Below are 11685 nucleotides of genomic sequence, written 5' to 3' on the forward strand. Positions count from 1 at the left end.
CTGCGACAGGACGTGAGGCGGCGATGCGTGCGGACGCGCATGATTTGTCTCCATTTTCAGCTGGCCGCGCGGCGGCCGGGCAGTGCCTTGCGCGGCATGGGCGCAGGCATTTTTCTGCATCATCGGGCACGCCCTGAGATTAATAAATAGAATCTGGCTTATTACATAAATCACCAAAATCAATATTGGTGGAGACAAGCGCATGAACCTGAAAGACGTGGATCTGAATCTGCTCGTCGTCTTCAATGAATTGCACAAGCATGGCCGGGTGTCGGCGGCGGCGGAAAGCCTGGGGATTTCGCAGCCGGGCGTCAGCAACGCGCTCGCCCGCTTGCGCAAGCTGCTGGGCGACGAGCTGTTTCTGCGGACCTCGCGCGGGATGGTGCCGACGCCCTATGCCGAAAGCCTGGCCCAGCCGATTGCCGATGCGCTTGCCGCGCTGCACGGCACGTTGAATGCACGGGTGGCGTTCGATCCGGCCGGCAGCGAGCGGGCGTTTGTGATCGGGGTGAACGATGTGGGCGAGACCTACTTCCTGCCGCGCCTGATGCGGGCGCTGGATCAGGTCGCGCCGGGCGTGACCATCCGCACGGTGCGCACCACCTCGATCGACGTGCGGGACGAGATGGAGCGGGGCCGCATGGATCTGGCGATGGGCTTTCTGCCCGGGCTGAAAGGCGGATTCTTCCAGCGCCGGCTGTTCCGTCAGCCGTACGTGTGCATCTTCCGGCAGGACCATCCGCTGGCGCGCTCGGGCGTGTCGGCGCGGCAGTTTCGCGCGGCCGAGCACGTGGCCATCGTGTCCGAGGGCACCGGCCACGGCGTGGTGGACGAAGTGATCGCGCGCGCTGGCATCCGCCGCCGGCTGCGGCTGACGGTGCCGCACTTCATGGCGGTGGGGCCGGTGCTGCAGGCCACCGACATGATCGCGGTGGTGCCGCAGCGCTTTGCCGACTGCGCCTGCGGCCCCTTTGGCCTGGCCGCCGCGCCCTGTCCGGTGAAGATTCCAGAGTCCGTCATCAACGTGTTCTGGCACGCCCGCAACCACCGCGAAGCCGCCAATCAGTGGCTGCGGCAGGTGGTGGTGGACGTGTTTGCGGATTGATGCCGCGGGGGGGGGGGGCGGGGGCTGCGCTACGCCTCGCGCAGCGACACCGTGAACCACCCGCGCAGCGCGTTCGACAACCGGATCTCGTCGGCGGCATGCAGGTCGGCCAGGGTCAGCACGCGTTCTTTCGCCTCGCCGGCATCGAGCAGTTGCGCGCGCTGCACGCCGGGCAGGCAGCCGCTGTCGACGGGCGGGGTGTACCAGTTGTCGTCCATGCGCAGATAGACGTTGCTGCGGCTGCCTTCGCAGAGTTCGCCGCGCTCGTTCAGGTAGACCAGGTCGAAGATGTGCGGGTGCGAAGGCAGCCATTCGATCGTCTTGGTGTACCAGGGGCGGTGCGTGGTCTTGTAGCGCAGCAGGGGTTCCGAGGACCGCAGCGCCTCGGGCGCGAGCATCACTTCCTGGTGCGCGGGCAGGGGCGGCAGGACGGCCGTCTGGATGTGGCGGCTGCCGTCGCGCGCGACCAAGAGGCGCAGGCGATGCGGTCCGGCGGAGGACAGGGCCATGACGGCGAGAAGGATGTCGCCTTCGACGTCGCGGCCTCCCCAGACGTAACCCAGCGCCTTGCAGGACGTTTCCAGACGGTGGAGGTGGCGCGCCAGCAGGGGCACGTTGCCGGACGATTCCACCAGGATGGTCTCGATCAATTCGGGTTGCATGGGACTCTCCTGGAATAAGCCGGTCATGGCCGGGCCAAGCCGCGCTCTATGCTACTACCGGCCGTGAGGTTTGCGCTGTCAGGCGCGCAGGATGCGGGCCTTCCAGTGGCATTCCTGCCATTCGCCGGCGGGGTCCGAATCGTAAACGATGCCGCCGCCGACGCTGTAGACGCCGTGGCCGTGCTGGTCCAGGACGAGGGTGCGGATCGCGACGTTCAAAGAAAAATCGCCATCCGGGGCCAGCCATCCGACGCTGCCGCAATACAGGCCGCGCGGGGCGGTTTCCATCTGCCGGATGCGGCGCATGGCCGCGACTTTCGGGGCGCCCGTGATCGACCCGCAGGGAAACAGGGCGTGCAGCACGTCCGACAGCGTGGCGTGCGGCGCGGTGGCCGATACGGTTGAAGTCATCGTCCAGACCGTGGGATAGCGCTCCAGCGAAAAGAGCGCGTCGACCTTGACCGATCCGGGCTCGGCCAGACGGCCGAGGTCATTGCGCAGCAGGTCCACGATCATCAGGTTTTCGGCGCGGTTCTTGTCGCTGGCCAGCAGTTCCTGGCCCAGGCGTTCGTCTTCGGCCGGGTCGGGATAGCGCGGCGCGGTGCCTTTCATGGGCCGGGTCGTCAGCTGCGCGCCATCGCGGCGGACGAACAGCTCGGGCGAAAAGGACAGCACCGTGCGGGCGCCGTCCTGGATGTAGGCGCCATGGGCGACCGGATTGCGCGCCGCGATGCGGCGGTACAGCGTGGCCGGGTCGCCCTGAAAGCTCACGTCGAGCGGCTGCGTGAAATTGACCTGGTACAGCTCGCCGTCCTGGATCAGGCCGCGGATGGCGTCGATCTGGCGCACGTAGGCGGCTTCGGTCATGCGCGGGGCAGGCAGGCTGATGGACGCGGCCGGCGCGTCGGGGGCCGGCGCTTCCCACGGCGTCTCGTCGATCTTGCGGTCGAACACCAGCGCGGTCAGGCGGGGCGGCCCGTCTTCACGCGGCGGCGTCCAGGGTCCGGCCGGGGCGGGCCGGGTGGCCTCGGGCAGCAGCCATTCGCCCAACTCGTAATCCAGCAACAGCGCGATCCAGCGGCCTTCGCGCCGCGCGGCCTCGATGGCGGCCAGCGCGGGCGCGACCTCGGCGGCCGAGCGCGCTTCGATCCGGGCGCGAAAGCCGTCCAGGCGCAGGGCGCGCCCGGCCAGCCGGTCTTCGAAACGACAATCCATGATGGCTTACGGCTGTTGTTGCGCAAGGAACTCCGTCAGGACCCGGCCCGTATGGGAATGGTCGGCCAGCGTCATCACGTGCTCGGGCGAGCCTTCGCCCACCAGCCGGCCGCCGCCCGTGCCGCCCTCGGGACCCAGGTCCAGCAGCCAGTCGGCCTCGGCGATGACGTCCAGGTTGTGTTCGATCACCACCACCGTATTGCCCGCCTCGACCAGGCGGTGCAGCACGTGGATCAGCTTTTCGACGTCCGCCATCGACAGGCCGACCGTCGGCTCGTCCAGCACGTACAGCGTGTGCGGGATGCGCGAGGCGCGGCCGGTCTTGATCAGCCCATCGGTCAGGCGGGCCTTGGACAGCTCGGTCACCAGCTTGATGCGCTGCGCCTCGCCGCCCGACAGCGTCGGGGACGGCTGGCCCAGCGTCAGGTAGCCCAGCCCCACGTCCTGCATCAGCTGCAACGGACGATGGATCTTGGGATGCGCCGCGAAGTAGCCGATGGCGTCGTCCACTTCCATGGACAGCAGATCGCCGGCGTTCTTGCCGCGCATCTGCACGCTGAGCGTGTCGTTGTTGAAGCGCGCGCCGTTGCAGGCGTCGCACGGCACCTTCACGTCGGGCAGGAAGTTCATTTCGATGGTGCGCATGCCCTGGCCTTCGCAGATCGGGCAGCGGCCGTCGCCGGTGTTGAACGAGAAGCGCGCCGCCGTCCAGCCGCGCATGCGGGCCTCGCGGGTGTCGGCGAACTGCTTGCGCACGTCGTCCCAGAAGCCCACGTAGGTGGCCGGGCACGAACGCGGCGTCTTGCCGATGGGCGTCTGGTCCACTTCCAGCACGCGGTCGATGGCTTCCCAGCCCTTGATGCTTTCGCAGCCCGCCCAGCCGGGGGCCTTGCCCTGCGAGACGGCCTGGGTCAGGTTGTCCAGCAGGACCTCGCGCGCCAGCGTGGACTTGCCGGAACCAGACACGCCGGTCACCACGCTCAGGCGGCCCACCGGAATGCGCGCGTCCACGCTGCGCAGGTTGTGCAGGCGCGCGCCACGGATCTCGATCATGGGCGTGTCGGCCTCGACGGGACGGCGGCCCTGCAGCGGATGCGCCAGCGGCGTCTTCAGGTAGCGGCCAGTCACGGATTCGGGTGCGTCGATCACGTCCTGCACCGTGCCTTGCGCCACCACGCGGCCGCCGCGGATGCCCGCGCCCGGCCCGATGTCGATGACGTGCGAGGCGCGGCGGATGGTGTCGTCATCGTGCTCGACCACCACCAGCGTGTTGCCGTTACCTTCCAGGCGCGCCAGCGCGTCCAGCAGGATGCGGTTGTCGCGCGGATGCAGGCCGATGGTGGGTTCGTCCAGCACGTAGCAGACGCCCTGCAGGTTGGAGCCCAGCTGCGCGGCCAGCCGGATGCGCTGCGCCTCGCCGCCGGACAGCGTGGGCGCGGCGCGGTCCAGCGCCAGGTAGTTCAGGCCGACTTCCTGCATGAAGTTCAGGCGGCCCCGGATCTCGGCCAGGATGTCGCGGGCGATCTCGCCTTCGCGGCCACGCGCCACCAGGCCGGTGAAAAAGGTGTGCGCGTCCGACACCGGCAGCGAGGCCAGTTCGGCAATCGACTTGTCGCGCCAGCGCACGGCGCGCGCCACACGGTTCAGCCGCTGGCCGTCGCACTGCGTGCAGGTCTTGGCCTCGCCTTCGTACCACGCGTTCCAGGCGGTTTCCTCGCCGGTCTGTTCTTCGTCAAAGCCCTGCAATTGCAGGCCCGTGCCGTAGCAGCCCGTGCACCAGCCGTGCTTGGAGTTGTATGAGAAAAGGCGCGGATCGGGTTCGGGGAAGCTGGTGCCGCAGGACGGGCACGCGCGCTTGACCGAGAAGTGCTGCTGCTGCAGTTCGCTGTTCAGCGCCTCGTGCAGCTTGTTGACCGGCCACACCACCGACATCACGCCCTGGCCGTTTTCCAGCGCGCTCTTGACGGCCGCGCGCAGCTCGGCCTCGTTGGCCGGGTCCACGACCACGTCCGCCACCGGCAGTTCGATCGTGTGTTCCTTGTAGCGGTCCAGGCGCGGCCACGGGGCCACCGGAATGAACTCGCCGTCCACGCGCAGATGGGAATGGCCCTTTGAGCCGGCCCACTTGGCAAGATCCGTGTAGTAACCCTTGCGCGCGGTGACCAGCGGCGCCAGGAGGCCGATGTGCACGCCCTTGTGCTCGCGCAAGAGGCGCGCCACGATCTGGTCGGTGTTCTGCGGCTCGACCGCGACGTTGCAGTCCGGGCAGTACTGCGTGCCCAGCTTCACGTACAGAAGGCGCAGGAAGTGGTGGATTTCCGTCATCGTGGCCACGGTGGACTTGCGGCCGCCGCGGCTGGTGCGCTGTTCGATCGCCACGGTGGGCGGGATGCCGAAGATGGCGTCCACGTCCGGCTTGCCCGCCGGCTGCACGATGGCGCGCGCGTAGGCGTTCAGGGATTCCAGATAGCGCCGCTGGCCTTCGTTGAACAGGATGTCGAACGCCAGCGTGGACTTGCCCGATCCGGACACGCCCGTGATGACCGTGAACTTGTCGTGCGGGATCTCGACGCTGATGTTCTTCAGGTTGTGTTCGCGCGCATTGCGGATCTCGATGGCCATGCTGCCCTGGCGGCGTTCGCGCACCAAGGATTGCAGCGGCGTGCCCACGCCCGCGCCGTACTCGGCTTGCGGCTCGGCGATGCGCGCGGTCAGGCCCGCCTGCTCGGCTATCTGCGCGTCGGCGTCGCTGCTGACCACCACGTCGGCCGCGCCGCCGGCGACGGCGTCGGCCGGCAGGATGCTGACCTCATAGTCGCGCAGGGCGGCGCCCGTGTGCGACTCGGGGTTGTCCATCAGGTCCTGCGGCGTGCCGGTGCCCATGACCAGGCCGCCGGCGTCGCCGCCTTCCGGTCCCAGGTCGATCAGCCAGTCGGCCGCGCGGATCACGTCCAGGTTGTGTTCGATGACGAGCAGCGTATGGCCCGCGGCCAGCAGCTTGCGGAACGCGCGCATCAGGCGCGCCACGTCGTCAAAGTGCAGGCCGGTGGTGGGCTCGTCGAACAGGAACAGGCTGCCCTTCTTGGCGACCTTCGCGGTGGAGATGCCGCTGCGCGCCGCCTCGGCCAGGTGGCCGGCCAGCTTCAGGCGCTGCGCCTCGCCGCCCGATAGCGTGGGCACGGGCTGGCCCAGCCGCACGTATTCCAGGCCCACGTCCGCCAACGGCGCCAGACCGGTCTGCACATCGCGCAGGCCCTTGAAGAAGTCCAGCGCTTCGCTGACCGTCATTTCCAGCACTTCGTCGATGGACGCGCTCTTGCCGAGGTGCTCGACGCGCACTTCCAGGACTTCGGGGCGGAAGCGCTTGCCGTCGCAATCCGGGCAGCGCAGGTAGACGTCGGACAGGAACTGCATTTCGACGTGTTCGAACCCAGTGCCGCCGCAGGTCGGGCAGCGGCCGTCGCCGCCGTTGAAGCTGAACGTGCCGGCGGTGTAGGCGCGCTCACGCGCCAGCGGGGCCTGGGCAAACAGCTTGCGGATGGCGTCGAACGCGCCGACGTAGCTGGCCGGATTGGAGCGCGCGGTCTTGCCGATGGGCGTCTGGTCCACCATCACGACGTCGGCAATCTGTTCGGCGCCCAGCAGGCGGTCGAACGCGCCCGGCGCTTCCGACGGCTTGCCCTTCTGCTTGAGCAGGGCGGGGTAGAGCACGTCCTGCACCAGGGTGGACTTGCCCGAGCCGGACACGCCGGTCACGCAGACCAGGCGGCCCAGCGGCAGCTCGACCGACACATTCTTCAGGTTGTGCGCATTGACGCCTTCGAGCAGCAGGCGCGGCGTGTTGGCCGCCACCGGCATCGGACGCGGCGCTTCCACGCGCAGGCGGCCGCCCAGGTAGTCGCCCGTCAGCGAGGGCGCGGCGCGCAGTTGCGCGGGCGTGCCGTCGAAGACGATGCGGCCGCCGCGTTCGCCGGGGCCGGGGCCGATGTCGATGATGCGGTCCGCGGCCACCATGACCTGCGGATCGTGTTCCACGACGACCAGCGTGTTGCCGGCGTTGCGCAGGCGGTGCATGACTTCCACCACGCGGTGCATGTCGCGCGGGTGCAGGCCGATGGAGGGCTCGTCCAGCACGAACAGTGTGTTCACCAGCGAGGTGCCCAGCGCCGTGGTCAGGTTGATCCGCTGGACCTCGCCGCCGGACAGCGTGCGGCTCTGGCGGTCCAGCGTCAGGTAGCCCAGCCCCACGTCGCACAGGAACTTCAGGCGCGCGCGCACCTCGGTCATGAGCAGGTCGGTGGCCGCGTCCAGCGCGCCCGAGAACGACAGCGTGTCGAAGAATTTACGAACGCGTTCGATCGGCAGCAGCATCACGTCATGCAGGCACAGCCCGTCCAGGCCATTGAGCTGTTCGCGGCTCCAGGTGGTGCCGACGGGCATGAAGCGCTTGTAGCGGCCGTCTTCGGGCGGCAGCACGGCGTCGGCTTCCTCCTTGTTGCCCAGGCGCCAGAGCAGGGCGTCGGGCTTCAGGCGCGCGCCGTTGCAGGTGGGGCAGGGCGTGTAGCTGCGGTACTTGGACAGCAGCACGCGCACGTGCATCTTGTAGGCCTTGGTTTCCAGCCAGTCGAAGAAGCGCTGCACGCCGTACCACTGGTGTTTCCAGGCGTCGTTGCCGCCCTTCCAGTCGGGCGTGCCGTACAGGACCCAGCGCTTGTGCTCGTCGCTCATGTCCTTCCAGGGCACGCCCAGCGGCACGCCGGCACGCGGCGCGTACTTTTGCAGGTCGTCCTGGCATTCCTTGTAGGACGGCGTGGTCCACGGCTTGATGGCGCCTTCGAGCAGGGTCTTTTTCTCGTCGGGGATGACCAGGCCGAAGTCGATGCCGATGACGCGGCCAAAGCCGCGGCAGGCCTCGCAGGCGCCCAGCGGCGAGTTGAACGAGAAGCTGCTGGGCAGCGGGTCGGTGTATTCGATGTCGCAGTCGGCGCAGTGCAGCCGGTCGCTGTACTTCCAGATATGCGCGTTGCCGCCATCGGCATCCATGACGTAGATGGCGATGTGGCCGGCGCCCATGCGCAGCGCCGTGTCCAGCGCTTCCATGATGCGTTCGCGCTCGGTGCCGGCAAAGCGGAAGCGATCCTGGATGACGTGCAGGATGCGGCGTTCCTCGGTGGCGGCCTTGGCGGTCTTCGTGGTCTTGGCCTTCTTGGCGCCCTTGGCGGGGGCGGCGGCGCGCGGCACGGCGGTTTCCTCGGCGTGCACGCGGGTATAACCCTGCTGCTCAAGGAAGCCGCGCACTTCGTCTTCGGTGAAGTTGGCCGGCACGGCGATCGGGAACGTCACGACCAGACGCGGGTCGCCCGCTTGCGCGGCGCGCTCGGACAGCGAGTGATAGACGGATTCGGGCGTGTCGCGCCGCACCAGTTTGCCGCAACCGCGGCAATAGAGCTTGGCGCCGCGCGCGAACAAGAGCTTCAGGTGATCGTTCAGTTCGGTCATCGTGCCGACCGTGCTGCGCGAGCTGCGCACCGGATTGGTCTGGTCGATGGCGATGGCCGGCAGGATGCCTTCGATGCGGTCCACCTGCGGCTTGTCCATGCGGTCCAGGAACTGGCGCGCATAGGGCGAGAAGGTTTCCACGTAACGCCGCTGCCCCTCGGCGTAGAGGGTGTCGAAAGCCAGCGAACTTTTGCCGGACCCCGACACTCCGGTGACGACGACCAGTTCGCCGGTGGCGATGGTCAGATCCAGGTTCTTGAGATTGTTCTGGCGGGCGCCAACGATGCGGATATGGGAGCTCATGGACGGTATCGTAGCCTGACGAAGGGAGCATGCCGGCGCGGCGACCCATCGCTGGTTCCGGGCGCGTCGATATGGAATAATTGACTATATTGTGAGGCGCCAGTCCATAATGTGGACAGATGGCACCTCGGTAGCTGTACAAATAAACAGTATCGCAGATTCGTCTGAAAATCGCGCTGGTCGCGTTGCGCATCTGCCTGGGCTATCGCCTTTATTTGGGGACGTGTGTGCAGGAATCCAAGGTGGCCGGCGCGGCGGCGTTCGGCAAATTCATGGCGGTGCTGCAAGCGGTGGCCGATGCGCCGCAGCCGCCGACGGCCCCCGTGCTGGCCCGCGCCTGCGGCTATCCCCGCCCCACCGTCTACCGCATCCTGGCGGCGCTTGCCGAGCAGGGAATGGTCGCGGAAAGCGGGGGCGCCTATCGCCTGGGCACGCGCCTGATGTCGCTGGCCAGCAAGGCCTGGTCCCAGTTCGACCTGCGCGCCGCGCTGGCGCCGGAACTCCAGGCGCTGCGCGACCAGACCGGCGAAACGGTCCATCTGGCCGTTCCCGCCGGCCACGAAATGATCTACATCGACAAGCTGGAAAGCCCCGGCCCGGTGCGCATGGTGTCGCGCGTTGGGGCGTCCGTGGCGCTGCATTCCAGCGCCGTCGGCAAGGCCTACCTGGCCGCGCTGGATGAGGCCTCGCGGGAACGCCTGCTGCAGGATCTGCCGCTGTCGTCCCGGCTGCCCGCCACGCTGACCAGCCTGCCCGCGTTGCGCGAGGCGCTGGGCGCGGCGGCCGAGCAGGGCTACGCTATCGACAACGAGGAAAACGAACCCGGCATCGTCTGCTACGGCGTCGCGCTGTGCGACGGCGCTGGCCGGCCGGTTGCGGGCGTCAGCGTCAGCACGCTGCTGTTCCGCCGGGCCGGCGACCCGCAGGCCGCCTATATCGACCCCTTGCTGCGGCTGCGCGACGCCGCCGCGGCCAAACTCGCCGTCCTGCCGGTATCGTCCGGCGGCATCTGACCGTTCGCTCCAGAGGAAATCCATGACCGCAACCGCTGCTCCCATCGCCTCCAAGCTCGCCGCCCTGCTGGCTGCCCGCGTCGTGCCCGTGCTGCGCTACACCGACGCGGCCGCCGCCGCCTATGCCGCGGAAGTCGCGGTCTCGGCCGGCTGCACCACGCTGGAACTGACCTGGACGATCCCCAACGTCACCGACCTGGTGCGCGCCCTGCGCGACAAGCACGGGGCCAGCCTGCTGCTGGGCGTGGGGACGGTGCTGGACGAGACCCAGGCGCGCGAGGCGCTGGTGGCGGGCGCGGACTTCCTGGTCTCGCCCGCCCTGGCGCACGAGATCGTGGACATGGCCCACGCCGCCGACGCGCTGTGCATGCTGGGCGCCTTCACCCCGACCGAAGTCCTGGCGGCGCGCCGCGCGGGCGTGGACGTGGTGAAGGTGTTTCCGGCCGACTCGGGCGGCCCCAAGCACCTGGCCGCGCTGAAGTCGGTGTTTCCGGACACGATCTTCTGCCCCACTGGCGGCATCACGCAGGAAAACATGGGCACGTACTTCGCCGCGGGTGCGGGGCTCGTGGGCATCGGCAGCAATCTCTACGACAAGGCCGCCTTCGCGTCGCGCGAAACCGCCGCGCTGGTGGCGCAGATCACCCAGACGCGCGAGGCCGCCCATGGCTGATTTCGATATCGTGGCGCTGGGCGAGCCGCTGGTCGAACTGAACCAGACGCACAAGGGCCAGCGGCAATACCTGCAGGGGTTCGGGGGCGACACCTCCAACGCGGTCATCGCGGCGGCCCGGCAGGGTGCGCGCTGCGCGTATCTGACCCGGGTCGGCAATGACGCCTTCGGCAAGCAGTTCCTGGACCTGTGGCAGGCCGAGGGCGTGGACACCACCGGCGTCGAGGTCGACGACGATGCCCACACCGGCCTGTATTTCGTGCAGCACGGACCCGACGGCCACGCCTTCAGCTATCTGCGGCGCGGTTCGGCCGCCAGTCTGATGACGCCGGCCAGCCTGGATGCCGGCCTGATCGAGCGCGCCCGGTTCCTGCACGTCTCGGGCATCAGCATGGCCATCAGCACCACGGCCTGCGACACGGCGTTTGCCGCCATCGCGCGGGCGCATGCCGCCGGCGTGCAGGTCAGCCTGGATTCGAACCTGCGGCTGCGCCTGTGGCCCGTGGACCGGGCCCGCGCCATTTTGCGCGAGGCGATGCGCGCCGCAGACGTGTTTCTGCCCAGCATGGACGACATGCAGCATCTCACCGGCAACGACGACCCGGAGCGCACGCTGGACTGGATCCGCGATGGCGGTGCGCCGGGCGTGGTGGTGCTCAAGCTGGGCAAGGACGGCTCCATCATCGACGACGGCCACACCCGCACCCCGATGCCGGCGCTGCGCGTGCAGGCCGTCGACGCGACGGGCGCGGGGGATTGCTTTGCCGGCAGCGTGCTGGCGCGCCGTTGCCAGGGCGACGCCTGGGAAGACGCCGTGCGCTACGCCAATGCGGCGGCGGCGCTGTCCACGCTGGGCTATGGCGCGGTCGATCCGCTGCCGCGGGCCGAGCAGGTCTGGGAACGGCTGAAAGACGCCTCAACCTAGCCAAAAACCGGCCGGTTGGCGTCCTTTCCGGATTTCAGGCTAAAATGCCAAGTTATCCGAATTTTTTCCGCCAGCCCGATTTCCGGTTGTGCGGGCCAATTTCCGCGAATTCAACAGGAGAAATCAACATGGCTGAACGCAAACGCGTGCGTCGTAACACCCTGGAACGCCGTTGCCTGGGCAAGGCTTTCAAGCGCTTGTTCGTCAAGTCGCCCAAGGGTGTGTTCAAGATGCTGGAAAAGATCAAGCGCGTCTAAATGACGCGTCTGGCTCGGCGGTCGTCAAAACCT

The 11685-nt window shown here is 68.3% G+C and carries 8 protein-coding genes; 5 read left to right on the forward strand and 3 right to left on the reverse strand.

Annotated features, from left to right (window positions below; genetic code table 11):
• Nucleotides 1-202: 202 nt before the first annotated feature.
• Nucleotides 203-1105 carry a LysR family transcriptional regulator gene (locus tag H4P35_RS04225; RefSeq protein ID WP_226848253.1) on the forward strand — a complete coding sequence of 301 codons (903 nt, stop codon included), beginning with the start codon at nt 203-205 and terminating at the stop codon, nt 1103-1105.
• Nucleotides 1106-1134: 29 nt separating this feature from the next.
• Here the strand turns inward: H4P35_RS04225 and H4P35_RS04230 are convergent, their stop codons facing one another.
• The 3 genes from H4P35_RS04230 to uvrA all read right to left on the reverse strand — a co-directional run bounded on the left by H4P35_RS04230 (nt 1135) and on the right by uvrA (nt 8784).
• Complete coding sequence (locus H4P35_RS04230) at nt 1135-1767, reverse strand: aminotransferase class IV family protein (RefSeq protein ID WP_226848255.1); 633 nt, start codon at nt 1765-1767, stop codon at nt 1135-1137.
• Between the two features lie 78 nt (nt 1768-1845).
• The gene (locus H4P35_RS04235; RefSeq protein ID WP_226848257.1) at nt 1846-2982 is read right to left on the reverse strand and encodes an aminodeoxychorismate synthase component I; all 1137 of its coding nucleotides are present in this window, start codon (nt 2980-2982) and stop codon (nt 1846-1848) included.
• 6 nt (nt 2983-2988) lie between these two features.
• Nucleotides 2989-8784: an excinuclease ABC subunit UvrA gene (gene uvrA / locus H4P35_RS04240; RefSeq protein ID WP_226848259.1), complete on the reverse strand. Its 5796-nt coding sequence runs from the start codon at nt 8782-8784 to the stop codon at nt 2989-2991.
• A gap of 227 nt (nt 8785-9011) precedes the next feature.
• On the opposite strand from uvrA, the gene H4P35_RS04245 reads away from it, so the two are divergent.
• From H4P35_RS04245 to H4P35_RS27150, 4 genes are all read left to right on the forward strand, one after another.
• Nucleotides 9012-9797, forward strand: coding sequence for an IclR family transcriptional regulator (locus H4P35_RS04245; protein ID WP_226848261.1), 786 nt, complete (start codon nt 9012-9014; stop codon nt 9795-9797).
• Nucleotides 9798-9819: 22 nt separating this feature from the next.
• Nucleotides 9820-10470, forward strand: coding sequence for a bifunctional 4-hydroxy-2-oxoglutarate aldolase/2-dehydro-3-deoxy-phosphogluconate aldolase (locus H4P35_RS04250; RefSeq protein WP_180098888.1), 651 nt, complete (start codon nt 9820-9822; stop codon nt 10468-10470).
• Complete coding sequence (locus H4P35_RS04255; protein WP_226848263.1) at nt 10463-11395, forward strand: sugar kinase; 933 nt, start codon at nt 10463-10465, stop codon at nt 11393-11395. Before H4P35_RS04250 ends, H4P35_RS04255 begins: the two co-directional genes overlap by 8 nt.
• A 128-nt stretch (nt 11396-11523) precedes the next feature.
• The gene (locus tag H4P35_RS27150) at nt 11524-11652 is read left to right on the forward strand and encodes a hypothetical protein (protein ID WP_006226408.1); all 129 of its coding nucleotides are present in this window, start codon (nt 11524-11526) and stop codon (nt 11650-11652) included.
• Nucleotides 11653-11685 lie beyond the last annotated feature (33 nt).

The sequence above is a fragment of the Achromobacter sp. 77 genome (genome assembly GCF_020541125.1).
GTDB classification, from domain to species: domain Bacteria; phylum Pseudomonadota; class Gammaproteobacteria; order Burkholderiales; family Burkholderiaceae_B; genus Achromobacter; species Achromobacter mucicolens.

Coding starts and splice junctions, on each gene's coding strand:
- H4P35_RS04225 (WP_226848253.1), top strand. CDS start 203: ATGAACCTGAAAGACGTGGATCTGAATCTGCTCGTCGTCTTCAATGAA.
- H4P35_RS04230 (WP_226848255.1), bottom strand. CDS start 1,767: ATGCAACCCGAATTGATCGAGACCATCCTGGTGGAATCGTCCGGCAAC.
- H4P35_RS04235 (WP_226848257.1), bottom strand. CDS start 2,982: ATGGATTGTCGTTTCGAAGACCGGCTGGCCGGGCGCGCCCTGCGCCTG.
- uvrA (WP_226848259.1), bottom strand. CDS start 8,784: ATGAGCTCCCATATCCGCATCGTTGGCGCCCGCCAGAACAATCTCAAG.
- H4P35_RS04250 (WP_180098888.1), top strand. CDS start 9,820: ATGACCGCAACCGCTGCTCCCATCGCCTCCAAGCTCGCCGCCCTGCTG.
- H4P35_RS04255 (WP_226848263.1), top strand. CDS start 10,463: ATGGCTGATTTCGATATCGTGGCGCTGGGCGAGCCGCTGGTCGAACTG.
- H4P35_RS27150 (WP_006226408.1), top strand. CDS start 11,524: ATGGCTGAACGCAAACGCGTGCGTCGTAACACCCTGGAACGCCGTTGC.